Consider the following 22212-nt stretch of genomic DNA (forward strand, 5'->3'; position numbering starts at 1 on the left):
GGGACAGGTGGCTGAGCCTGTCGAAGCCACCGGGACCACGCGGGGCCGGTCCCTTCGACAGGCTCAGGGACCTCGGTGGGCTCAGGGACCTCGGTGGGCTCAGGGACCTCGGTGGGCTCAGGGACCTCGGTGCACGAGGTCCCGCCCCGCGCCTCAGCCGATCAGGCTCGGCTGCAGGTCGCGCAGCGTGCGGTGATGTGTCATGCGCGTCACGCCGATCGCCGCCAGCAGCACGCCGCCGACCATCCACGCGCCCAGCACCAGCAGGTCGGGGCCGACCCGCGTGAGGTCTCCGCCGTACATGACCTGCCGCATGGCATCCACCACGTACCCCATCGGCAGCACGTGGTGCAGCGCCGCGAGGGGCGCGGGCAGCGTCTGCCAGGGGAACGTGCCGCCGGCCGTGACGAGCTGCAGCACCATGAGCACGAGTCCGAGGAACTGACCGACCGAACCGAGCCACACGTTCAGCGCGAGCACGATCGCCGCGTACGTCGCCGAGGCGAACAGCAGGATGCCGAGGGCCGCCCACGGATTCGCGAACGAGAACTGCAGCGCGATTGCGAGCACGGTGAACAGGCCGACCATCTGCAGGGCCCCGAGGCCCGCGGGCGTGAGCCAGCCCGCGAGCGTCACGCGGATGGGGGAGCGCAGAGCGGTGATCGCGCGCTTCGACACCGGCTTGACGATGAGGAATAGCGCGTAGATGCCGATCCAGCCGGCCAGGGCCGCGAAGAACGGCGCCAGACCGGCGCCGTAGTTCTGCGCCTTGGTGACCGAGCTCGTGCCGACCGCGACCGGGTCGGAGATCGCTGCGGCCTGCGCTTGGCGCGTCGCGTCGTCGGAGTCGGGGATCTGGTCGACACCGGCGGCGAGCCCGTCGCGCAACTGCGTGGCTCCGGTGGAGAGCTGTCCGATGCCGTCGTCGAGCTGGGTCGCGCCGTCGCGAAGCTGGGCGGATCCGTCGCGCAGCTGAGAGGCTCCGGATGCCGCGGACGCCGCGCCATCGGCGAGAGCCGAGGCCCCGTCGGCGGCGCTGGCGGCTCCGGCGGCCACGGTGGCGCTTCCGGATGCCACCTGGCGCGCGCCGTCGTCGAGCTGGTTGATCTGCGCGACGGTGTCCTGCACCCGCGTGTTGGCGCTCTGCAGGCGGTCGCCGACGGGGTCGAGGCGCGAGAGGATCTCGTTGACGCGGGCCTTGTCGAGCCCGGCGTCGGTCAGGGCCTTCGCGATGTCGGAGCGCGCCTGCGGAAGCTGGGCCGCGGCGTCGCCCGCGATCGAGCCGACCTGGCGGGCGGCGGCGTCGATGCGGTCCACACCGCCGGCGACCTGCTGGGCGCCGTCGGCGACGCGGGCGGATCCGTCGCGCAGCTGCGCGGTGCCGTCCTTCAGCTGGGCGGCGCCGGCCGACAACTGTGCGGTTCCGTCGGCGAGCTGGGCGGATCCGTCGGCGAGCTGCGTCGAGCCGCTCACGAGCTGCGATGATCCGTTCTTCGCGGTGCCGAGACCGTCGACCAGTTGCGTCGCGCCGGTCGTGGCGTCGACGAGCTGCACGCGGATGGTGTGCAGAGCGTCGAGCAGGGTGAGGCCGGCCTCGTCGACGACCTTCTGCGCGACGGAGGCCTGAATGCGCGCCACGGCCTGGGTGCCGATCGTCGACGCGAGGTAATTGTTGGCGTCGTTGGTGCGCAGCTCGATGTCGGCCTGGCGCGGGCTGTCGCTCGAGAGCGAGGCGACGGCATCGGTGAAGTCGGAGGGGAGCGTCACCACGAAGTCGAAGTCGCCGCGCTGCAGGCCCTGGTCGGCCTGCTCGGTCGAGACGCGATGCCATTCGAAGGTGTCGCTGTCGAGCAGCTGGTCGGCCGCTTCGTCGCCGAGGTTGCGCTCGGCTCCGTTGACCTGTGCGCCCTGGTCGTTCACCACGAGGGCGACCGGCACGCTCGAGAGATTGCCGTACGGGTCCTGGTTGGCCCACAGGTAGAGCCCGCCGTAGAGGATGGGCACGGCCAACAGCGCGATGAGCGCGATGACCGACATGCGGGTGGAGGTGAGCCGTCGCAGTTCGGCCGTGATCATCTGGGGGATCTTCATCGCGCGGCCTCCGCGGTCTCGTCGAGGGCGTCGATCGCTGTGCGCGAGGCGTGCCCGGCCACCACGAGCACGGCGTACCCGCGCTCGGCGAACTCCTGTGCGATGCGCCACCAGTCCAGCGGCTCGCCGCCGTGGCGGTCGGGGGCGACCAGTACGAACCCTTCGACGTCGGTGCGGAGCGCGGCGAGCTCGAGCAGCAGGCGCACACGGGCCGCGGGCTCGACGTTGCCGATCGGAAGACCCGCGATCGCGTCGAGGCCGATGCCCTCGAGCCACCGCGCCGCGGCGAAGGGGGTGGGCGCGTGCCCCGCGAACATCAGCTCCTCGGCGACGACGCCGGTGACGGTGACGTTCGCCTCGGGCTCCGACACGATGGGGGCGTCGACCAGGGCGACGCGGCGGCGGAGGGCGCCGGCATCCGCTCGTCCGTCGATCGTGACGGAGCCGCTGTCGATCTTCATGCGGCCGGATGCCACGAGGCCCAGCACCGTGGGGCGCTGCTCGGTCTCGGCGACGACGAGCGTGGCCGAGCCGGTCTCGAAGGCGGTGGTGGTCTCGGGCAGCACGCTCTGCGCGCGGCCCTTCGCCACGGCGGTCAGGACGATTCTCACTGCGCCTCCATATCGGGGTGCTGCTCCAGCAGAGCGCGCGCTTCGGTCCACGAGAGCCCGGCGATGCCGAGCACGGCGCACACCGCGATCGAGCGGGCCGTCGAGGAGCCGGCGTCCACCCGGGCGACGACCATGCGGCCGGTCTCTTCGAGCAGGCGCGCGAGGGTGGGCGCGGGAAGATCCGTGCGCAGTTCGCCGGCGTCCTGCCCGCGGCGCACGATCGCGACGATGCGACGGCGGAGCGGGGCGAGTGCGGCGGAGGTCTCGGCGAGGTGCGCGTCGTCGAGCGCGAGGGCGGCGGCGGCCTGCACGTGGGCGGCTTCGCGCCAGAGCTCGGATGCCAGGCGGGCGAGCGCGACGCGGGAGTCGGCGTCGTCGATCTCGTCGGCGATGGCGTTGAAGCGGGCGGCTCCTGCGGCGATGACCTCGCGCACGATCGCGTTGCGGTCGTCGAAGTGGCCGTAGAGGGCGCGGCGCGAGAGGCCGGCGCGGCGGGCGATCGTGTCGATCGAGGCGCGCGGGTCGTGGCCGATGGCCGCGGTGGCGGCGCTGAGGATGCCGGCGCGGTTCTCGACGGCGTCACGGCGGGTGGGGGTGCTCACGGATGACCAGTGTACGCCGAAAGTGCACGCGGGTGTGCAACTTATCCGCGGAAGTGGCTGAGCTTGTCGAAGCCCCCGGGCGGATGGTGGGGGATCGGGCGGAGGTGGATGAGCTAGTCGAAGTCACCGGGCGGCTGCAGTGGGGCCCGGTCCCTTCGACAGGCTCAGGGACCTCGGTGCTCGCGGGTGCGGGGGTCCGGTCCCTTCGACAGGCTCAGGGACCTGGGTGCGCGGCTCAGGGACCTCGGTGAGCAGTGGGGCAGAGGTGGCTGAGCCTGTCGAAGCCACCGGGCCGATGCGGGCGCCGCGGGCTCTCGTCGAAAGGTGTCGTCAGTCGGTGCCGGAGTCGAACGCGGCGCCTTCGCCCGCGGCATCCGTCGCGTCGGCGAGGCGCTCGCCGGCCGCGTCCAGCGGCGCGGCCGACTCGGTGATCTCCTGCGCGCCACCCGCGGTGACGTCGCCCACGAGCTCGCCAGTGGGTCCGCCGAGCAGGCCCATGGCGGCGTACTGCTCGAGACGCGCGCGCGAGTCGGCGATGTCGAGGTTGCGCATGGTGAGCTGGCCGATGCGGTCGACCGGGCCGAACGCCGCGTCGCCGACGCGCTCCATCGAGAGCTTCTCGGGCGAGTACGACATTCCGGATGCCACGGTGTTCAGGATCGTGTAGTCCTCACCGCGGCGCAGGCGCACGGTGACCGACCCGGTGATGGTCGACCCGACCCACTTCTGGATCGACTCGCGCAGCATGAGCGACTGCGGCTCGAGCCAGCGGCCCTCGTACATGAGGCGACCGAGGCGGCGACCCTGCTCGTGGTAGGTCGCGAGGGTGTCTTCGTTCAGGATGCTGTTGACCAGACGCTCGTAGGTCAGGAACAGCAGGGCCATGCCCGGGGCCTCGTAGACGCCGCGCGACTTGGCCTCGATGATGCGGTTCTCGATCTGGTCGCTCATGCCCAGGCCGTGGCGGCCGCCGATGGTGTTGGCCTCGCGCACGAGTTCGACGGGGTCGGCGAAGCGCGTGCCGTTGATGGCGACGGGGCGACCGGCCTCGAACTCGACGGTGACGTCTTCGGTCTCGATCTCGACCTCGGGGTCCCAGAAGCGCACGCCCATGATGGGCTCGACGATCTCGAGCGAGACGTCGAGGTGCTCGAGGGTCTTGGCCTCGTGCGTGGCGCCCCAGATGTTGGCATCCGTCGAGTACGCCTTCTCGACGCTGTCGCGGTAGGGGAAGTCGTGCGCGACGAGCCACTCGCTCATCTCTTTGCGCCCGCCCAGCTCGGTGACGAAGTCGGCGTCGAGCCAGGGCTTGTAGATGCGCAGCGCGGGGTTGGCGAGCAGGCCGTAGCGGTAGAACCGCTCGATGTCGTTGCCCTTGTACGTGGAGCCGTCGCCCCAGATGTCGACGCCGTCTTCTTTCATCGCGCGCACGAGCAGGGTGCCGGTGACGGCACGGCCCAGCGGCGTGGTGTTGAAGTAGGTGCGTCCGCCCGAGCGGATGTGGAACGCGCCGCACGCGAGGGCGACGAAGCCCTCTTCGACCAGCGCGGTCTTGCAGTCGACCAGGCGCGAGACCTCGGCGCCGTACTGGGTGGCGCGGCCCGGGATCGAGGCGATGTCGTCTTCGTCGTACTGCCCGAGGTCGCCCGTGTAGGTGCAGGGCACGGCGCCCTTGTCGCGCATCCACGCGACGGCCACCGAAGTATCGAGACCACCCGAGAAGGCGATGCCGACGCGCTCGCCGACGGGAAGGGACTGCAAGACCTTGGACATGCCCTCGATTCTAGAGCGGAGGGATGCCGAGCCCCGACTCCGGGGGAGGATCGGGCGCCCCGAAGCGATGGGGAGGAGCGTCAGCCGATCGTCACGGCGCTGATCGTCACCGGGGTGGCGGGGGCACCGTCGGGCGAGCCGCCGGCCGCACCCGCGGCCGCGATGTTCTTCACGACCTGCAGACCCTCGGGCGACATCGTGCCGAACACCGTGTAGTCCGGGGGCAGCTTGGAGTCGGAGTAGACCAGGAAGAACTGGGAGCCGTTCGTGCCGGGGCCCGCGTTCGCCATCGCGACCGTGCCCGCGGGGTAGGTCTCGCTGCCGTCGAGCTCGTCGGAGAAGCGGTAGCCGGGGCCGCCACGGCCGGTGCCGGTCGGGTCTCCGCACTGCAGGACGAAGATGCCCTGGGTGGTGAGGCGGTGGCACTCGGTGTTGCTGAAGTACTGCTGCTGGGCCAGCGAGACAAAGCTCTCGACCGTGCAGGGGGTGCGCTCGCCGTCGAGGGTCATCGGGATCGCCCCGGCCGAGGTCTCGAGCGTCGCGTCGACCGTGCCCGTGGGGCGCTCGGTGCCCGCCGCGGGCGGAGTCACGTCGACGGACGGCTGTCCCGAGGCGGGGTAGGAGCACTCGCCCGAGGCCGTGCTCGCGCTGGACGCGCTCGCCGCGGGTGCGGGGGCGGACGACGTGCCACCGGCGCAGCCGGCGAGCAGGAGCAGGGCGGAAGCGGCGAGGGCCGCAGACATCAGTCGAGTGCGCACGGGTTCCAGGGTAGGACGTCGACCCCGACTCATCAGGGCCGCGCGCGCGTCGCGGGCGTCGGGTCGATCGGCATCCGGATGCCACGTGCCCGACCGATCGCGACGACACCGACCGCGAGGGCGATGATGGCCACGGCGATGACGACGATGTAGACCGCGACGCTGCCCCATCCGCCGGTGTTCGGATCGAGGAAGGGGTACGGGTACCAGAAAGGCGCCCCGGTCGTCGGATTCGTGATCAGGGGCGCGCGCAGGAGCGTGTAGACGATCCACACGATGGGGAAGATCGCCGCGGCGAACGCCGCCGACCAGGCCAAGCGGCGCCGCGTCGGCCCGAGCAGCACGTCGAGCAGCAGGAAGAGCGGACCCCAGACGTGCATGACCTCGTTCGACCAGGGCACGGTCTCGGGCTGGAGGGGGATGCCGCGCAGCAGCAGGTTGTAGACGATGCCGGTCACGATCATGTACGTGGAAACGAAGGCGAGAGCGGTCGCGAGGGCCGGCGTATCGACCTCGACCCGCCGTCCGCGCGCGAAGAACCGCACGCCCAGGAGCGCCAACACGACGGCCGACGAGACGTTGGACAGGATCGTGAAGAAGCTGAAGAAGTTCGCGGTCACGGTCGCCACGTCGCGGTCGCGCGCCACCGCCTCGGTCACCGAGGACGAGAACTGCGCCCCCACCGCGACGAGGATGAGCACCGCGATCGCCACGCGTGCCGCGTTCCACCCGGTCGCCCATCCGCGCGATCTCTGCATCGCCCCAGGGTAGTGAGCGAGCGAACGCGGGGGCAGGGGTTGCGGCGGTCGGCTCAGCGCTCGACGGGGTCCGCTCCGCCCAGCAGCGCCAGATCGGCTCGTCGGGGCAGGCTCTCCCAATCGCCCGGCCCGAGGCACGCGAAAGCGCCGCAGCGTACGCCCAGCGACACGCGTTCGGCGAGAGGAGAGCCGTCGAGGAGGGCCGCGAGGTACCCCGCGACGAAGGCATCGCCCGCGCCGACGGTGTCGACGGGATCGATCCGCACGGCGGGAGAGTGCGCGACCGTCTCGCCCTCCCGGGCGAGAGCGCCGGCGGCTCCACTCTTGACCACCACCTGCGAGGGCCCGAGCGCGAGCAGCTCGGCGGAGAGCGCCAGGGCGTCCCGCTCGTCGTTTCCGAGCAGGAGTCGTGCTTCGTCGTCTCCGGCGAAGACGAGATCACTCGCTCGAGCGAGGTCGAGGTACAGCGCGCGCGGGTCGCGTCCGGCCCATAGGGACGGTCGGTGGTTCACGTCGAAGGCCACGGTGACACCGTTCGCCCTCGCGCGGGCGACCACCGACAGGGCGGCCGCACGGGCCGAGTCCGAGAGCGACGCCGTCACGCCGTTCACCAGCACGACCGAGGCCGTCGCGATCTCGTCATCGCCCACGTCGCTCGGGGCGAGGGCGCTGCCGGCACTTCCGCCACGGTAGAACGTGACGCGGCTGTGCGCGGGTGTCCGTCGTTCTTTGAGCATGAGGCCCGTGGCCCGGGTGCCGTCGACGATGGCCCGGGTGCACACACCCTCGCCACGGATCTCACGCTCGATGCGCCGCCCGAGCGCATCATCGCCGACGCGTCCGATCCACGTCACGTCGACCCCGAGCCGCCGCAGACCGATCGCCACGTTGCTGTCGGCGCCCCCGATGCCCACACGCGCCCGCGAGACGGTCTCCCACCCGCCGAGGTCGTCGCCACGGATCAACCCCATGGTCTCGCCGAATGTCAGTACGGATGCCATCTCACTCCCTCGTGATCGTCGTTGCACGTTCGTGATGTTCTCGTCTTGCTTAAACGTATGACGTATGTTCTATGCTAGCGTACGGTCACCCGACCTCGTCGAAGAAGACAGGAGCTTTGCAATGCCGCAGCACTTCCCCGGCGCTCGCCGCCGCCTCGCCCTCGCCGGCGGTCTCGCCGTCGTTTCCGCCCTCGCGCTCAGCGCGTGCAGCCCGGCCTCGAGTGGGGGCGACGCCGACACGCAGTACGGCTTCACCGCCGCCGAGCAGGACCCGTCCAGCGCCATCACGGTCTGGGTGGATTCTTCCCGTGAGCCCATCGCGAAGGCCTTCGAAACGGCGAATCCCGACGTCAAGCTCAACATCGAGACCTACGACGGAGGCTCGGGCGGCTCCGGATCGTTCCAGCAGAAGGTCGCTCTGTTCGACCAGTCGGGCGAGGGGTGGCCCGACGTGGTCTTCTCGAGCCAGCAGAACGACACGTCCTGGGCTTCGAAGGAGAACAACGGCGTCCAAGCGTTCGCCGCTCCCCTCAACAAGGGGCTGATGGACCAGAGCTTCCTCGACGGTTTCACCAAGGGCGCACTCGGCCCGATGACGGTCGACGACACCGTCTACGGCGTGCGCAACGACCTCGCCCCGGTGGTGTTCTGGTACAACAAGGCCCTGTTCGACCAGTTCGGCTACACCATCCCCACCACGTGGGAGGACTACAAGACGCTCAGCGACAAGGTCGCCGCCGAGCACCCCGGCTACATCCTCGGCTCGGTGGGCGATTCGTTTCAAGCGCCCTACGTCTACTACTGGGGTGGCGAGGCTCCGATCTTCGAGGCCTCCGGCGACACCTTCACGTCGAACTTCTCCGACCCGAACTCCGAGAAGGTCACCGACCTCATCGACCACATGCTCGCAAACAAGACCCTGGTCACCGACAGCGTCTTCGGCACCGACTTCGTCACGAAGTACAAGGACAAGCTGCTCGGCATCCCCGGCCCGGCCTGGTACTCGGGTGCGCTGTTCCAGAACGACAAGAGCCTGAACTACACGGCCGGTACCGTCGGCGTGGGACAGGCTCTCAGCTGGTCGGACGGTGACAAGGTCACCGGCAACGTCGGTGGTGGTGTGTGGTACGGCTCGAGCCACTCGAAGAACCTCGACGCCGTCAAGAAGTTCCTCACCTTCGTGACCAGCTCCGACGACGCGGTGAAGCTGGCGGCAGGTCTGCCGGCCTATCAGTCCGCAGCCGACGCGTGGCTGAAGGAGCAGGCGGCGAGCAACTTCTACGTCGGCGACTTCCAGAAGAACATCTCCGGGGCGGCATCGTCGGTGTGGCAGGGCTGGGGCTACCCGAGCTTCAGCATCGAGGCCGCCTTCTCCAAGGTCGTTCTTCCGGCCATCACCGCGGGTAAGACGGTCGCGAGCGTGACCGACGCCTGGCAGACGGAAATGGACAATCAGGCGCAGGTGCAGGGCTACACGGTCGCCAAGTAAGCGCCCTCCTCCCTCGGGCTGGCCGCAGCCGAACCGCGCTGCGGCCAGCCCTCACCCGAACGGAAGTGACCATGCTCTCCCTACGTCGAGCCCAATCGACGTTCGCCTACCTGATGATCGGTGGCTACGTCCTCCTGCTCCTGGCGTTCGGGGTCTTCCCGACCCTGTACGCCGCCTTCCTCGCCTTCACCCGCGACGGCGCGTTCGTGTGGTTCGAGAACTTCCAGCGCGTCGTCGCCGACTACCGCTTCCTCCCCGCGGTCGGACATGTCGCCGCGTTCGTGGCCATCTGGCTCACCAGCCTCGTGATCATCGTCGTGATCCTCGCGGTCATCGTGCACGCGATCCGCGTCCGCTGGCTCTCGTCCGCCGCTCGGTTCATCTTCTACATCCCCGGCGCGCTCGCCGGAGCGTCGAGCGTGCTCCTGTGGTTGTTCATGCTCGATCCGACGGTCAGCCCGGTCAGCGGCTTGCTCCGCGCCCTCGGGTTCAACACCTTCGTCGACGTGGTCGGCAACGAGGGGAACCTCCCCGTCGTGTTCACCGTGATCGCCTTCTGGGCGGGCGCCGGCGGCTGGATCGTCATCATGTACGGAGCGCTGAACAACATCAGCGTCGAGGTCATGGAAGCCGCGCGGATCGACGGCGCCGGACCGATCGCCACCGCGTGGCACATCCAGATCCCGCTCCTGCGCAAGTGGATCTCCTACATGGCCGTCATGTCACTCGCGGCGGGCACCCAACTCTTCGTCGAGCCGCGGGTGCTGTCTCAGGCCAGCAAGGGGGTCGTCGGCCTCGACTACTCCCTGAACCAGGTGGCGTACCTCTACGCCTTCCGCCAGAACGACTTCAACGGCTCGGCCGCCATCTCGCTGCTCCTGCTCGTCGTCGCGGCCGGTCTCGCCGCCTTCTTCGTCTTCCGAGGAGGACTCTTTGAACGCGACTAAGCGCGCCGTGACCCCCGCCCGTTTCCTGGGCCGGTCGCTGGTCACCGTCGTCATTCTGTTCTTCGCGGTGGTCTTCGGCCTGCCGATCGTGTGGCTGCTGCTGGCCCCGACCAAATCCTCCACCGAACTGACGGGCCAGCCGCCCTTCAGCTTCGGCTCGTTCGCCACGATCGCCGACAACTGGGCGCGGCTCGCCGAGTTCCAGAACGGCGTCATCTGGCAGTGGACCGGCAATGCCGCGTTGTACACGGGAGTGGCGCTCGTGCTCACCCTCGTGGTGACGATTCCCGCCGGCTACGCCCTCGCCATGACGAAGTTCCGCGGGCGCGGGGTTCTGCTCGTCGTGACGCTCGTTGTCATGCTCATCCCGAACACCGCTCTCGTCCTCCCGGTCTTCCTCGAGATGAGCGCCCTCAAGCTCGTCGGCACGCCGTGGGCCGTCATCCTGCCCTTCTCGTTCTTCCCGTTCGGGGTGTACCTCACGTACATCTACTTCACGACGAGCGTGTCGAAGGATCTGCTCAACGCGGCGCGTATCGACGGCGCCAGCGAACTGCGCGTGTTCCGGTCCGTGGCGCTCCCGCTCGCGACGCCCGTGATCGCGCTCGTGGGGTTCTTCAACCTCGTCGGCAACTGGAACAACTACTTCCTGCCGTTCGTGATGGAGCCCGGCCGCAAAGCGCCCATCCAGGTGGGTCTCGCGGAGCTGCTGTCGAACGTGCCCCTGTTCAATCCGACCTCCGCCGCCTCGGTCACGCTCGACCTGCCCGTCATGGCGCTGGCGACCCTCGTTTCGGTCGCGCCCATCCTCATCGTGTTCCTCTTCTCGCAGAGGTTCCTCGTCGAGGGCATGACGGCCGGCGGAACCAAAGAATGACCCCGCAGCGCGGGATGAAAGAAGCACAGCCATGAAGATCACCGGCTACCGGCTCATCAACACCACCCTCGACTGGGGTCGCCCGGTCGGCGACGTCAACGGCTTCATCGAGTCCGGTCGGACGGCTCTGCCGATCGTCGTCGTCGAGACCGACGAAGGCATCGAGGGCATCGGAATGGGTATGCACGACGGCATCCCCCAGCTCTTCGAGGCCGTCGAGGGCGAAGATCCTCGTGCGACGTCGTCGCTGTACGACCGGATGATCTCGCGCATGTTCAAGAACGGTCACGGTGGGGCGGTCTTCGGCGGTATCGGCGCGCTCGACTCGGCCTTCTGGGACATCAAGGCGAAGGCGGCCGGCCAGCCTCTCTGGCGTCTGTTGGGCGGGCGCGACCGTTTCGTTCCGGGGTACGCCTCGGGGCTGGACATCGCCCTGAACGCAGAGGGGCTCGACGCCTACTACCTCGACATGAGCGAGCGCGGCTTCACGTCCGCGAAGCTCAAAGGCGGGCGCGATGTCGCGCACGACGCCGACCGTCTCGCCCTCGTGCGCGACATCCTGGGGCGAACGACCGATGAGCCGCTGCTCATGCTCGACGCGAACGAGTCGTGGAACCTGCCGCAGGCCGTGCGGTACATCCGGCACCTCGAAGAGACCGTCGAGCTCTCGTGGATCGAGGAGCCGTTGCGTCGGTGGGATGCCCAGGGCCTGCGTCGTCTGCGCGACACCATCGCCCCGGCGGTGGCGACCGGCGAGAATCTCACCGGGCTCGAGCAGTATCGGCAGCTCTTCGACGCGCAGGCGGTCGACATCGTCCAGTCCTCCGCGGTGTGGGGCGTCACGCACGCACTGCGTGTGGCGATCGCCGCCCACGCGCGTGATCTGCCGGTGAGCCCCATCGGGATGACGTCCAACTACGCGGTGGCGAACGTCGCGACGGCTCTGCCGAACCATCTCCTCACCGAGGTGACGTCGCCGCGGGTTCCGGACGGCGTGAGCGTCGACTTCGAGATCGCCGAGGGCGGTCTGGTCCTGGGGGACCAGCCCGGTGGCGGTGTCGTGCTGGACTCGTCGGTCCTCGACGGGACGACGAATTTCGTGTGGGGCGGGGCCGGTGGGCCGCACGTGCGCAGCAGTCGAGCGGGGCTGGAACTGGGTGTGCGCCTCCCGCCCCGGGAGACGGCGCCGGAGTAAAGTGCTCATCATGCCCTCCGCCCCCTTCGATGCGCAGCTCGCGAATCCGAAGCGGGGCCAGATCGACCGCATCGGCGTGCGTGTGCTCGAAGAGATGGTCGAGATGATCGTCACTGGCACGGTGGCGGTGGGCGAGTTCCTTCCCCCCGAGCAAGCGCTCTGCGACGAATTCGGCGTCAGCCGCACGGTCATCCGCGAGTGCATCAAGCGCATTCAGGAGAAGGGGCTGGTCGTCGTGGCTCAGGGTCGCGGCACCCAGGTGCGTCACTTCAACGACTGGAACGTCCTCGACCCCGATGTTTTCGACGCGCTGGTGCGGCACGACGAATCCCTGGGCGTGCTCGACGAGGTGAGCGTGGTGCGGGCGGCCCTCGAGGGCGTGATGGCGAGCGAAGTCGCCAGCAGCGGGAACGCGGATTCCCTGCTCGTGATCCGCGGTCACCTCGAAGACATGCGTCGGTTGCAGGACGACAACCCGGCTTTCCTCGAGGCCGACAAGGACTTCCATCTCGCCACGATGTCCGCCAGCCGGAACCGCATCGCGGCGACCATCGCGCGTTCGTTCTTCGTGCGGCCCCGGCAGTCGCTCCGCTGGGAGGGGAACAACCCCGAGGATGCCGTCGAGCGCACGCTGACGGAGCACGAGCGGGTCTTCGCCGCCATGGAGGCGGGAGACGCCACCGCCGCTCGAGTCGCGATGGAGGAGCACATCCTCGGCTCGTGGCGTCGCCGCCGACTGCCCGACGGCGATCACCACCTCCACCCCTGAGTCAGTCGAGGTGGAAGACCTCGGGTACCGGAAGCCACGCTCGAGGCCGCGCTCCGTCGACGGGAACCTGGAGCGTCGCCATCAGGTCGTTCCAGCGCACGCACGCGGGAACCCGATCGATCGCCGCGAGGTCGCCCTCGTAATTGTCTCCCTCGTATTCCCAGTACGAGAACAGCAGGGTGCCGTATCGGTAGATGGAGTAGTTCCGGATGCCGGCGGCCGAGATCGCGGCGAGGACCTCGGGCCACACCTCTCGGTGATGCCTTTCGTACTCCTCGATCGCCGACTCGCGAAGACCGATCACCGAACCGCTGCGCTGCACCTTTGCCATAACAGACATACTACGTATGATTTTATCGAACAAGGGAGTTTCCATGACCGCGACCCGTCTCTCGCGCCTGCCTTTGACCCCTCTCGGCGTGGGGGGAGCGCAGTTCGGCAACCTCTTCCGCGAGACCACCGACGAAGAGACGGTCGCAGCCGTCGACGCGGCGTGGGAGCGCGGCATCCGGTACTTCGACACCGCTCCGCACTATGGGCTGGGGCTCTCGGAGAGACGTATGGGCGCCGCCCTGCGGAACCGGCCCCGCGACGAGTACGTCTTGTCGACCAAGGCCGGTCGGCTGCTGGTCGACAACCCCGCCAGGCGGGGCGAGCTCGACGATGACGGCTTCATCGTCCCCGCGGCGACGAAGCGCGTGTGGGACTTCAGCCGCGACGGAATCCGGCGATCGATCGACGAGAGTCTCGAGCGGCTCGGTGTCGACCGGATCGACATCGCCTACCTCCACGACCCCGACCAGCACTGGGAGTCCGCGTCCACCACGGGCATCGAGGCCCTCCGGGAACTGCGCGACGAGGGCGTCGTCGGTGCGATCGGTGTCGGGATGAACCAGGCCGAGATGCCCGCCGCATTCATCCGGCAGTGTGACATCGACATCGTGATGATCGCGGGGCGCTACACGCTTCTCGACCGCACCGCGGAACGCGAGCTTCTCCCGTTGGCTCTGGAGCACGACGTCGCCGTGGTGGCCGCCGGCGTGTACAACTCCGGCCTGCTCAGCTCCGCGGTCGTCCCGGAGGACGCGCGCTTCAACTACGCGCAGGCGCCGCAGGCGCTCATCGACGGAGCGCGCGACATGGCGGACCTGTGCCGCGAGTACGGCGTCACCCTCCCCGACGCGGCCGTGCAGTTCGCGCTGCGCCACCCCGCCGTGCGCTCCGTCGTCCTCGGGGCCAGGACCGTCGATCACATCGTCAGCGGGGTCGACCGGGTCGAGGCCGAGATCCCCGGGGAACTCTGGGAGCGCTTGGACGCACGGGCCGCCGCGCTCGCCGCTGCGACCGAGGCCGCCGAACGATGATCATCGACTCCCACGTCCACGTCTGGGATCTCGAACGCGTCCCCTACGACTGGCCGGATGCCTCGGTGCCGCAGATCCATCGCACGATGGCGGTCGCGGACCTGGGGCCGACCCTCGATGCGCACGGCATCGGCGGCGTCGTGCTCGTCCAAGCCGCCGACACGGCGGCCGACACCGACAACATGCTCGACCAGGCGCGCCGCGACTCGCGCGTGCGCGGAGTCGTGGGGTGGGCCGACCTGGGGGCTCGGCCGGACGCCTTCGCCGAGCAGCTCGGGGCATTGCGCCGGCAGCCCGCGATCGTGGGCCTGCGCAACCTCATGCACGTGAAGGGCACACGCGGGTGGATCCTCGGCGATCACCAGGTCGAGAACGTCGCACAGGTCGCGCGCGCGGGTCTGGCCCTCGACGTCGTCACGTCGGCGCACGACGAGATCTCCGACATCGTCCGGCTCCGTGATCGTGTCGCGGACCTCCGGATCGTGCTCGACCACCTCGGCAAGCCGCCGGTGGGTGGGTGCGCCCAGGAGCGACGGGAGTGGCGGGCGGCCCTCGCTGATGTCGCCGCCGACGAGCGGAGCGTCGCCAAGCTCTCGGGTCTGTCGTCGTCGGTGGGGCCGCTCGATGCATGGACACCCGCCCAGGTGGCGCCGTTCATCGACGACGCGCTCGATGTCTTCGGCCCGAACCGGCTGATGTACGGCGGGGACTGGCCGGTCGTCATCCTCGCGGGCGGCTACGAGCGCGCCTGGAGCGCGATCGCCGACGCGATCTCTTCGCTCGGCGAAGACGAGCGCGCCGCCGTGCTCGGTGCAACGGCGGCGCGCGTCTACGGACTCTGAGCCCTACCCGGCGCGGCGCGGCGCAGTGATCTCCGTCGCCACGAGCGCGGAGACGGCGGCGGACGCGGCCTTCTCGATCGCCCCCGCGTCTTCCGCGGCCACCGCCAACGGGGGAGCGACCCACGAACCGCTGACGGCGGCGATGGAGGGATGCCGGAGGTACTCCGCCGCATTGCCGTCGCCGATTCCACCGCTGGGGACGAATCGCACGCGGGGGAAGGGGGCCGCGAGGGCGCGAATCGTGTCGAGGCCGCCCAGACGATCGGCCGGGAAGAACTTGACGGTGTCGATTCCCATTCGCAGCGCTCGCTGGAGCTCGGTGGCCGTGGCGACCCCGGGCAGCGATGCCAGGCCCGCCGCCCTCGTCGCTTCGACGACCTCCTCGTCGAGCCCGGGGCTCACCACGAAACGCGCTCCCGCGGCCGACACCGCAGCAACCTCCGCGGCAGTGAGCACCGTGCCCGCGCCGACGATCAGACCGGTCTCGCGGGACAGGGCGGCGACGGCATCCCTTCCCGCATCCGTGCGGAGAGTGACCTCGACGCAGGTGATCCCCGCGCGCTCGAGGGCGTGCCCGGCGACGAGCGCGGCCGAGACGGAGGGGGCGGTGAGGACCGTGACGATCTGCACACCGTCGAGCACCGACGTCATCGAGCGAGCCATCCGCCGTCGACGGCGAGGACGATGCCCGACACGTAGGCCGCCGCGGCCGACGCGAGGAAGACCGTGGCCCCGCCCAGGTCGTCGGCACGACCCCACCGCCCGGCCGGGATGCGCTCGAGGATGCTGCGCGAACGGTCGGGGTCGTCCTGCAGCGCCTGCGTGTTGTCGGTGGCGATGTAGCCCGGCGCGATGGCGTTCACGGTGACCCCGCGACCGACCCACTCGTTGCTCAGCGCGCGCGTGAGGCCGGCGATGCCCGACTTCGCGGCCGCGTACCCGGGGACGGTGATGCCGCCCTGGAAGCTCAGCAGGCTCGCGGTGAAGATGACACGCCCGTCGCCGCGGTCGAGCATGGGGCCTGCGAGCTTCTGCGTGAGCGCGAAGTGGCTGGTGAGGTCGACGTCGATGACACGTCGCCACGCGTCGAGAGGATGTTCGGCCGCCGCGGCGCGTTCGATCGTGCCGGCGTTGTTCACGAGGATGTCGATGTCGAGACCGGAGAGCTCCTCGCCGAGGGCGACCACGGCGTCGACGTCCGAGAAGTCGGCGTGGCGGGCCGTGAAGCGGCGGCCGTGCGCGGTGACGGCCTGCTCGACGGCGCTGCCCTCGGGCAGGGGGCGGGATGCGACGGCGATCACGTCGGCCCCGGCCGCGGCCAGGGCGTCGGCCATGCCCAGGCCGATGCCCCGGGAAGCGCCGGTGACGACGGCGGTGCGACCCGACAGGTCGAACGGCGAGGCGCTCATGCGTCGGCCTGCACGTCGATGAGGACCTTCAGGGCGCGCCCGCTCTGCAACTCGGCCAGGGCGTCGGTGACACCGGTCAACGGGTACACCGAGGTGATGACCGCCTCGGCGTCGATGGCATCCGAGTCCAGGAGTTCGATGGCGCGCTCGAAGTCGATGCGCTGATAGACGCGCGCGCCGAGGAGGCGGAGCTCGCGCCAGAAGACGCGCTGCAGGTCGATTTCGCGCGGCGTCGGGTGGATCGCCACGATGACGATCGTGCCGCGCACGCGCGCGAAGGTGGTCGCCGAGCGCACCGCGGCGGCGGCCCCCGACACCTCGAAGACGACGTCGGCCCCGGCGCCGCCGGTCCATTCCTCGACCCATGCCGTGGCGTCCGTGGCGCTCGGGTCGACCGTGGTGAAGCCCAGCTGTTCGATCATCAGGCGACGGGCGGGATCCAGCTCGAGCACCACGATCTCGGCCCCGGCCTGGCGGGCGACCGAGGCGATGAGCACGCCGATCGGACCCCCGCCGATGATGACCGCGCGATCGCCCGCACGCAGCTCGGAGCGGCGCACGTCGTGCACGGCCACGGCGACGGGCTCGATGATGGCCGCGGTGCGCAGCGACAGGCTCGCCGGAAGCGGGACGAGAGTGGATGCCGGCACGGTCCAGGTCTGCTGGAGGGCGCCGGGGGAGTCGATGCCGATGAAGTCCAGGTTCTGGCAGATGTGCTGGTTGCCGTTGCGGCACGCGGGGCAGGTGCCGTCCCAGTCCAGGGGCATCACGGTCACGCTGTCGCCGACGTTCCACCCCGTGACGTCGGTCCCGAGCGCGCGGATCGTGCCGCTCATCTCGTGACCGAAGACGAGCGGTCGCGAGACGCGGGCGTCCATCGAGCCGTGGATGATGTGCAGATCGGTGCCGCACACCCCCACATAGGCGACGTCGATGACGACGTCGTCGGGTCCGGGATCGGTCGGGGTGGCGTCGGTGACGGAGACGACTCCGTCTCCGGTGTACGCGGCTGCGCGCATGGCTTCTCCTTGGGTTGTCAGATGAAAAGGACTCGGGTCCGGTGGGGGCGGCATCATCACGACGATGTCGCCGCGGCGAGCGTCGCCGGAGCGTGCGCGACCCCGCGACAAGGCCGTCGATGTGGGCGCCCGGTCCGCTCGAGCAGCCGGGACGCGAGAGGAAAGACGATTGCCTCGATGCCACCGCGGTCGTCGCGCGTGGTCTCGAGCGGAGCGCGCGTCGGTGTGACGGCGTCGGTACGGGGGAGGTCGGTCGGCCGCGTCATCGGGGTCCTCCTTCGTCCTGCGCGGAAAGCGCGAGCGGTGGATCGGCAAAATCATACTACGTATGATGCTTAAGTCTTACGATCTCCTCGGGTCTACCGCGAGCGACCGCGCGCACAGGCCGTGTCGGACCCGCTCGATAGGATGGGGTGTACCGCCGGAATCAGACGCGAGGAGCGCACATGCCCGGAATCGTGATCGTCGGCGTCCAGTGGGGCGACGAAGGCAAGGGCAAGGCCACCGACCTGCTCGGTGAGCGCACCGACTGGGTGGTGAAGTTCAACGGCGGCAACAACGCCGGGCACACCGTCGTCATCGGCGACGAGAAGTATGCGCTCCACCTGCTGCCCAGCGGCATCCTGTCTCCGGGCGTCAACCCCGTGATCGGCAACGGCGTCGTCGTCGACCTCGAGGTGCTCTTCAACGAGCTCGAGGCGCTCAATGCGCGCGGCCTCGACACGAGCCGCCTGAAGATCAGCGCCAACGCGCACATCATCACGCAGTACCACCGCACGCTCGACAAGGTCACCGAGCGCTTCCTCGGCAAGCGCATGATCGGCACCACCGGTCGCGGCATCGGTCCGGCCTACGCCGACAAGATCAACCGCGTCGGCATCCGCGTGCAAGACCTCTTCGACGAGAACATCCTTCGTCAAAAGGTCGAGGGCGCCCTCGACCAGAAGAACCACCTGCTGGTGAAGATCTTCAACCGCCGCTCGATCACGGCCGACGAGGTCGTCGACGACCTGCTCTCGTACGCCGAGCGCGTGCGCCCCATGGTCGCCGACACGTCGCTGCTGCTCAACGACGCGCTCGAGGCGGGCGACGTGGTGGTGTTCGAGGGCGGCCAGGCCACCATGCTCGACATCGACCACGGCACCTACCCGTTCGTGACCTCGTCGTCGGCGACCGCCGGTGGCGCCTCGACAGGCTCGGGCGTCGGCCCGAACCGCCTCGACCGCATCGTGGGCATCGTCAAGGCCTACACGACGCGTGTCGGCTCCGGCCCCTTCCCGACCGAGCTGTTCGACGAGAGCGGCGACTGGCTGCGCTCGCGCGGGTTCGAGTTCGGCACGACCACCGGGCGCCCGCGCCGCGTCGGCTGGTATGACGCGCCCATCACGCGCTACGCGACGCGCATCAACGGCATCACCGACCTCGTGCTGACCAAGCTCGACATCCTCGGCGGTCTCGAGCAGATCCCCGTGTGCGTGGCCTACGACGTCGACGGCGTTCGGTACGACGACCTCCCGGTCAACCAGACCGACTTCCATCACGCGAAGCCGATCCTCGAGAACTTCCCCGGCTGGAGCGAAGACATCTCGTCGGCCCGCACGTTCGAAGACCTGCCGCAGACCGCTCAGGACTACGTGCTGGCGCTCGAGAAGATGAGCGGTACCCGCATCTCGGTCATCGGCGTGGGCCCCGCCCGCGACCAGGTGATCGTGCGCCACGACCTCATCGACTGATGCGTTTCTGGGTCGGCGCGTACGCCTCCGACGCGGGCTCGGCCGAGGGCATCGGCATCCTGCAGGCGGGCGAGGCCGACGCGCAGAGTGCCGGTGGCCCGCTGGGCATGGTCAGCACGGCCGTGGCCGCGCCCGGCTCGCCGTCGTGGATCGTGACGCACCCGACGCACGACCTTCTCTATGCGGCCCTCGAGTCCGACGGCACGGTGCAGGCCTACCGGCGGACGTCCGAGACGCGGCTCGCGGCGGTCGGCGCGCCCGTCGACGCGGGTGCCGCGGTGTGTCACGTCGCCGTCTCTCCCGACGCGTCATTGCTGATCGCGAGCTGCTGGGGCGACGGACGCATCGTGCGCATCGACCTCGACCCCGCCGGGCGACCGTCCCGCCCGCAGATCGCCGCCGAGGCGGTCGACCCGTACGGCTCGTCGACCGAGGGGCCGACCCTCTCGACGGGCGCACGTGTCTCGGGCGCGGTCGTGCCCGATCTGGCCGCGGCCGCGCGCGCGGTGCGCGAAGCGGTCGGCGAGGAGTTCTCGCACCTCGTGCCCGGCTACGACGACGCGCCCGAGACGGATGCCGAGTCGGAAGAGGCTCTCGCGGGGGAGCGCGTCTCGCGGGCCCACCAGGCCACGTTCCTGCCGGGCGGCCTCATCGCCACCACCGACATGGGTCTCGACCTCGTGCGGTTCTGGCGCTCCGGCGCCCAGGGCCTGCGTCTGGTGCAAGAGGTCGTGCTGCCGAAAGGCAGCGGACCACGACACGGTCTGTGGCATCCGTCGGGCTTTTTCTACGTCGTGACCGAGCTGAGCCGCGAGGTCTTCGTGCTGGGTGCCGACCGCGAGGGACGCTGGAGCGTCGTGTCGGGGGAGCCGCTGCTCGGTTCGCTCGAGACCGACACCGCCGCGGAGCTCAGCATGGGCCGCGACGGAACGACGCTCTACGCCGGTGTGCGCGGCAGCGACACCGTCGGCGTCCTGTCGGTGCGCGGCGGCGGCGAGGCCCTGCAGCTGCTCGCGCTCGCCGAAACCGGCACGCACTGGCCCCGACACCACGTGGTCGTCGACGACATGCTGCTCGTCGCGGGTCAGCTCGCCGACGAGATCGTCTCGCTCCCGCTCGACGCCCGCACCGGGGTGCCCGGTCGCGTGCGCCACCGCACGCCGTCGCCGTCGCCGACGCGGCTGCTGCCCCGGCGCTGAGCCGTCGCGCGCGGGCTACTTCTTCGCGTCCTGGCGGGGGATGACGATCTGCTTGATGATCAGCAGAACCGAGGCCGTCACCGGGATCGCGACGAGGGCACCGAGCAGGCCGAGTAGCGTGCCTCCGACGAGTGCGCCGATGACGACGAGCGCGCCGGGGATCGAGATCGTGCGGTTCATCACGCGGGGCGTGAGGATGTATGCCTCAACCTGCATGTACGCGAGATAGATGACCGCGAACCACAGACCGGCCGTCGGGCTCACCAGCAGGGTGAACAGCGTCGCCGTCGCCCAGAAGAGCACGGAGCCGACGAGGGGGATCAGCGTGATGCCGAAGGCGAGCGCTGCGAGCAGGGCGGCGAACGGCTGCTGCAGGATCGTCAACACGATGAACGCGAACACCGCGTTGCACAGGGCCAGCACGACCATGCCGGCGAGGTAGCCACCGACCGAGTCGGTGATCTGCCCCGTCATGTCGGCGACGGTCTCGCGGCTTCGAGCGGGGCTGAGGCGCACGAGGCTGTTCTTCATCTTCGGCAGCGAGGCGAGGAAGTACAGGCTCAGGACCAGCACGATGATCGCGCCCGAGATGAACTCGCCGATCCCGATGCCGACCTGCAGGAGGCCGCCGCCGATCGCGGCGATGTTCGACGGGTTCGTGGCGAAGTTCTGGATCTCTTTGAGGATGTCGCCGAGGCTGTCGCCGAAGTTGGTCTCGACCCAGCGCACGGCCTCGCTGTCGATCAGGTCGTTCACGAACGAGGGGATGTCACCGACGAACTGCTCGACCTGCCGCACGACCGGCGGGATCAGCAGCCAGAGCGCCCCCGCGAGGATGACGGCCAGGCCGCCGAACACGATGACGATCGACCACGCGCGCGAGAGCCCGCGGCGCACGAGGAGGCGCACCAGGGGGTCGAGCGCGAGGGCCACGAACAGCGCGATCGCGATATAGATCAGCACCGTCGAGAGCTTGCCCAGAGCCAGGGCGAGAAGAAGGGCGGTCAGACCGCCGAGCGTGAGGAAGAACCCCGCCGCATAGGGCCGTGACAGCGCCGACCACATCGGTCGGTCGCGCGAGGTGGACGCCCCGGCGTCCGCGCCTTCGGCGGTGGGGTCGGGGCGCGTCGATCGGCTCATGGTGCCACTGTAGGACTCCCTGGGAGCCGCGCTCGGGGGCGCGCGCGGCGCGGTAGGGTCGGAGCGATCTGGGAGGCCACATGACCGACGCCGACGCTTCGACCATCCTGCAGGGGCTGCGGGGCAGCATCGACAACATCGACGCCGCGTTGATCTTCTTGCTGGCCGAGCGCTTCCGCTGCACCAAGCAGGTCGGGGTGCTCAAGGCGAAGCACGGCATGCCGGCATCCGACCCCGCCCGCGAAGAGCAGCAGATCGCTCGGCTGATGCGTCTGGCCGAAGACGCCGACCTCGATCCGGTCTTCGCCGAGAAGTGGTTCAACTTCGTCGTCGCCGAGGTCATCCGCCACCACCGCTCGGCCGCGGAGCAGCCCGCCGCCGACTGACGCCCCGCCCGGTTTGGCCCTGCCGCCGGGCGCGGAAGGTTCCGGATGCCACATCCCCGAGCCTTCGCGCAAGAGGCGTCGCGACACGCCCGGGCCTCGAGCAGCGACGGTCGACCCCCACCACCGGACCGCACCGATTCACACGTGCGCGCGTGCCACACGGCATCCGGGATCTCAAGCCGACCGGCGATTTGCCAGGCGATCCATGGGCGTGAAACCTTGGTGGAGGCCCTTGACGGGGCCGCCCAC

At 69.7% G+C, this 22212-nt stretch carries 22 protein-coding genes; 10 read left to right on the top strand and 12 right to left on the bottom strand.

Going from position 1 to position 22212, the window contains the following annotated elements; all coding sequences use genetic code 11:
* Positions 1-153 precede the first annotated feature (153 nt).
* From LPW41_RS01695 to LPW41_RS01725, 7 genes are all read right to left on the bottom strand, one after another.
* A complete protein-coding gene (locus tag LPW41_RS01695; protein WP_230703948.1) occupies positions 154-2091 on the bottom strand; it encodes a YhgE/Pip domain-containing protein in 1938 nt (645 codons plus the stop codon).
* On the bottom strand, positions 2088-2702 hold the full coding sequence (locus LPW41_RS01700) for a hypothetical protein (RefSeq protein ID WP_144830797.1): 615 nt from the start codon (positions 2700-2702) through the stop codon (positions 2088-2090). Before LPW41_RS01700 ends, LPW41_RS01695 begins: the two co-directional genes overlap by 4 nt.
* Entirely contained in the window at positions 2699-3304 is a 606-nt protein-coding gene (locus LPW41_RS01705) for a TetR/AcrR family transcriptional regulator (protein ID WP_230703949.1), read from the bottom strand. The genes LPW41_RS01700 and LPW41_RS01705 overlap by 4 nt, the downstream gene beginning before the upstream one ends.
* A 330-nt stretch (positions 3305-3634) precedes the next feature.
* Positions 3635-5077, bottom strand: coding sequence for an argininosuccinate synthase (gene argG, locus LPW41_RS01710; RefSeq protein ID WP_154096987.1), 1443 nt, complete (start codon positions 5075-5077; stop codon positions 3635-3637).
* Between the two features lie 80 nt (positions 5078-5157).
* A complete protein-coding gene (locus tag LPW41_RS01715) occupies positions 5158-5835 on the bottom strand; it encodes a peptidylprolyl isomerase (protein ID WP_230703950.1) in 678 nt (225 codons plus the stop codon).
* 32 nt (positions 5836-5867) lie between these two features.
* Positions 5868-6593 (bottom strand): Pr6Pr family membrane protein, encoded by a 726-nt coding sequence (locus LPW41_RS01720; RefSeq protein ID WP_187358434.1) that lies wholly within the window; start codon positions 6591-6593, stop codon positions 5868-5870.
* Positions 6594-6646: 53 nt separating this feature from the next.
* Positions 6647-7594, bottom strand: coding sequence for a sugar kinase (locus LPW41_RS01725; protein WP_154096985.1), 948 nt, complete (start codon positions 7592-7594; stop codon positions 6647-6649).
* A gap of 121 nt (positions 7595-7715) precedes the next feature.
* Between LPW41_RS01725 and LPW41_RS01730 the strand changes: the two genes are divergently transcribed.
* From LPW41_RS01730 to LPW41_RS01750, 5 genes are all read left to right on the top strand, one after another.
* The gene (locus LPW41_RS01730) at positions 7716-9083 is read left to right on the top strand and encodes an ABC transporter substrate-binding protein (protein WP_144783530.1); all 1368 of its coding nucleotides are present in this window, start codon (positions 7716-7718) and stop codon (positions 9081-9083) included.
* Between the two features lie 71 nt (positions 9084-9154).
* Positions 9155-10030 (top strand): carbohydrate ABC transporter permease, encoded by an 876-nt coding sequence (locus LPW41_RS01735; RefSeq protein ID WP_150954133.1) that lies wholly within the window; start codon positions 9155-9157, stop codon positions 10028-10030.
* Positions 10017-10907, top strand: coding sequence for a carbohydrate ABC transporter permease (locus LPW41_RS01740; protein WP_144783526.1), 891 nt, complete (start codon positions 10017-10019; stop codon positions 10905-10907). The genes LPW41_RS01735 and LPW41_RS01740 overlap by 14 nt, the downstream gene beginning before the upstream one ends.
* A gap of 31 nt (positions 10908-10938) precedes the next feature.
* A complete protein-coding gene (locus LPW41_RS01745) occupies positions 10939-12102 on the top strand; it encodes a mandelate racemase/muconate lactonizing enzyme family protein (RefSeq protein WP_154096984.1) in 1164 nt (387 codons plus the stop codon).
* A 10-nt stretch (positions 12103-12112) separates the two neighbouring features.
* Positions 12113-12871 carry a FadR/GntR family transcriptional regulator gene (locus LPW41_RS01750; RefSeq protein WP_144783520.1) on the top strand — a complete coding sequence of 253 codons (759 nt, stop codon included), beginning with the start codon at positions 12113-12115 and terminating at the stop codon, positions 12869-12871.
* A gap of 1 nt (position 12872) precedes the next feature.
* Here LPW41_RS01750 and LPW41_RS01755 read toward each other — a convergent pair whose 3' ends face one another.
* On the bottom strand, positions 12873-13202 hold the full coding sequence (locus LPW41_RS01755; RefSeq protein WP_154096983.1) for an L-rhamnose mutarotase: 330 nt from the start codon (positions 13200-13202) through the stop codon (positions 12873-12875).
* 43 nt (positions 13203-13245) lie between these two features.
* Here LPW41_RS01755 and LPW41_RS01760 point away from each other — a divergent pair, with 43 nt between their 5' ends.
* Positions 13246-14235 carry an aldo/keto reductase gene (locus LPW41_RS01760; RefSeq protein ID WP_154096982.1) on the top strand — a complete coding sequence of 330 codons (990 nt, stop codon included), beginning with the start codon at positions 13246-13248 and terminating at the stop codon, positions 14233-14235.
* Positions 14232-15077 (top strand): amidohydrolase, encoded by an 846-nt coding sequence (locus LPW41_RS01765; RefSeq protein ID WP_154096981.1) that lies wholly within the window; start codon positions 14232-14234, stop codon positions 15075-15077. The genes LPW41_RS01760 and LPW41_RS01765 overlap by 4 nt, the downstream gene beginning before the upstream one ends.
* 3 nt (positions 15078-15080) lie before the next feature.
* On the opposite strand, the gene LPW41_RS01770 is transcribed toward LPW41_RS01765, so the two are convergent.
* From LPW41_RS01770 to LPW41_RS01780, 3 genes are read right to left on the bottom strand one after another with little or no spacing between them, the layout of a single operon-like run.
* Positions 15081-15728 carry a bifunctional 4-hydroxy-2-oxoglutarate aldolase/2-dehydro-3-deoxy-phosphogluconate aldolase gene (locus tag LPW41_RS01770; RefSeq protein ID WP_230703951.1) on the bottom strand — a complete coding sequence of 216 codons (648 nt, stop codon included), beginning with the start codon at positions 15726-15728 and terminating at the stop codon, positions 15081-15083.
* Entirely contained in the window at positions 15725-16486 is a 762-nt protein-coding gene (locus tag LPW41_RS01775) for an SDR family oxidoreductase (protein WP_154096979.1), read from the bottom strand. Before LPW41_RS01775 ends, LPW41_RS01770 begins: the two co-directional genes overlap by 4 nt.
* Positions 16483-17505, bottom strand: a complete 1023-nt coding sequence (locus tag LPW41_RS01780) for a zinc-binding dehydrogenase (RefSeq protein WP_154096978.1) — start codon at positions 17503-17505, stop codon at positions 16483-16485. Before LPW41_RS01780 ends, LPW41_RS01775 begins: the two co-directional genes overlap by 4 nt.
* A gap of 446 nt (positions 17506-17951) precedes the next feature.
* Between LPW41_RS01780 and LPW41_RS01785 the strand changes: the two genes are divergently transcribed.
* Together LPW41_RS01785 and LPW41_RS01790 are read left to right on the top strand one after the other, a co-directional pair.
* Positions 17952-19238 carry an adenylosuccinate synthase gene (locus tag LPW41_RS01785; RefSeq protein WP_154096977.1) on the top strand — a complete coding sequence of 429 codons (1287 nt, stop codon included), beginning with the start codon at positions 17952-17954 and terminating at the stop codon, positions 19236-19238.
* Positions 19238-20437: a beta-propeller fold lactonase family protein gene (locus LPW41_RS01790; protein WP_230703952.1), complete on the top strand. Its 1200-nt coding sequence runs from the start codon at positions 19238-19240 to the stop codon at positions 20435-20437. Before LPW41_RS01785 ends, LPW41_RS01790 begins: the two co-directional genes overlap by 1 nt.
* A gap of 15 nt (positions 20438-20452) precedes the next feature.
* Here LPW41_RS01790 and LPW41_RS01795 read toward each other — a convergent pair whose 3' ends face one another.
* A complete protein-coding gene (locus LPW41_RS01795; protein ID WP_154096975.1) occupies positions 20453-21577 on the bottom strand; it encodes an AI-2E family transporter in 1125 nt (374 codons plus the stop codon).
* Between the two features lie 80 nt (positions 21578-21657).
* Between LPW41_RS01795 and LPW41_RS01800 the strand changes: the two genes are divergently transcribed.
* Positions 21658-21963 (top strand): chorismate mutase, encoded by a 306-nt coding sequence (locus tag LPW41_RS01800; protein WP_144830779.1) that lies wholly within the window; start codon positions 21658-21660, stop codon positions 21961-21963.
* Positions 21964-22212 lie beyond the last annotated feature (249 nt).

It is taken from the genome of Microbacterium sp. JC 701, assembly GCF_021026215.1.
Classification (GTDB): Bacteria; Actinomycetota; Actinomycetes; order Actinomycetales; family Microbacteriaceae; genus Microbacterium; species Microbacterium algihabitans.

What these genes read in the sequence shown, in the direction of transcription:
- LPW41_RS01695 (WP_230703948.1), bottom strand. Translation starts at nt 2,091, where the DNA reads ATGAAGATCCCCCAGATGATCACGGCCGAACTGCGACGGCTCACCTCC.
- argG (WP_154096987.1), bottom strand. Translation starts at nt 5,077, where the DNA reads ATGTCCAAGGTCTTGCAGTCCCTTCCCGTCGGCGAGCGCGTCGGCATC.
- LPW41_RS01720 (WP_187358434.1), bottom strand. Translation starts at nt 6,593, where the DNA reads ATGCAGAGATCGCGCGGATGGGCGACCGGGTGGAACGCGGCACGCGTG.
- LPW41_RS01725 (WP_154096985.1), bottom strand. Translation starts at nt 7,594, where the DNA reads ATGGCATCCGTACTGACATTCGGCGAGACCATGGGGTTGATCCGTGGC.
- LPW41_RS01730 (WP_144783530.1), top strand. Translation starts at nt 7,716, where the DNA reads ATGCCGCAGCACTTCCCCGGCGCTCGCCGCCGCCTCGCCCTCGCCGGC.
- LPW41_RS01735 (WP_150954133.1), top strand. Translation starts at nt 9,155, where the DNA reads ATGCTCTCCCTACGTCGAGCCCAATCGACGTTCGCCTACCTGATGATC.
- LPW41_RS01745 (WP_154096984.1), top strand. Translation starts at nt 10,939, where the DNA reads ATGAAGATCACCGGCTACCGGCTCATCAACACCACCCTCGACTGGGGT.
- LPW41_RS01750 (WP_144783520.1), top strand. Translation starts at nt 12,113, where the DNA reads ATGCCCTCCGCCCCCTTCGATGCGCAGCTCGCGAATCCGAAGCGGGGC.
- LPW41_RS01755 (WP_154096983.1), bottom strand. Translation starts at nt 13,202, where the DNA reads ATGGCAAAGGTGCAGCGCAGCGGTTCGGTGATCGGTCTTCGCGAGTCG.
- LPW41_RS01760 (WP_154096982.1), top strand. Translation starts at nt 13,246, where the DNA reads ATGACCGCGACCCGTCTCTCGCGCCTGCCTTTGACCCCTCTCGGCGTG.
- LPW41_RS01765 (WP_154096981.1), top strand. Translation starts at nt 14,232, where the DNA reads ATGATCATCGACTCCCACGTCCACGTCTGGGATCTCGAACGCGTCCCC.
- LPW41_RS01770 (WP_230703951.1), bottom strand. Translation starts at nt 15,728, where the DNA reads ATGACGTCGGTGCTCGACGGTGTGCAGATCGTCACGGTCCTCACCGCC.
- LPW41_RS01775 (WP_154096979.1), bottom strand. Translation starts at nt 16,486, where the DNA reads ATGAGCGCCTCGCCGTTCGACCTGTCGGGTCGCACCGCCGTCGTCACC.
- LPW41_RS01780 (WP_154096978.1), bottom strand. Translation starts at nt 17,505, where the DNA reads ATGCGCGCAGCCGCGTACACCGGAGACGGAGTCGTCTCCGTCACCGAC.
- LPW41_RS01785 (WP_154096977.1), top strand. Translation starts at nt 17,952, where the DNA reads ATGCCCGGAATCGTGATCGTCGGCGTCCAGTGGGGCGACGAAGGCAAG.
- LPW41_RS01790 (WP_230703952.1), top strand. Translation starts at nt 19,238, where the DNA reads ATGCGTTTCTGGGTCGGCGCGTACGCCTCCGACGCGGGCTCGGCCGAG.
- LPW41_RS01795 (WP_154096975.1), bottom strand. Translation starts at nt 21,577, where the DNA reads ATGAGCCGATCGACGCGCCCCGACCCCACCGCCGAAGGCGCGGACGCC.
- LPW41_RS01800 (WP_144830779.1), top strand. Translation starts at nt 21,658, where the DNA reads ATGACCGACGCCGACGCTTCGACCATCCTGCAGGGGCTGCGGGGCAGC.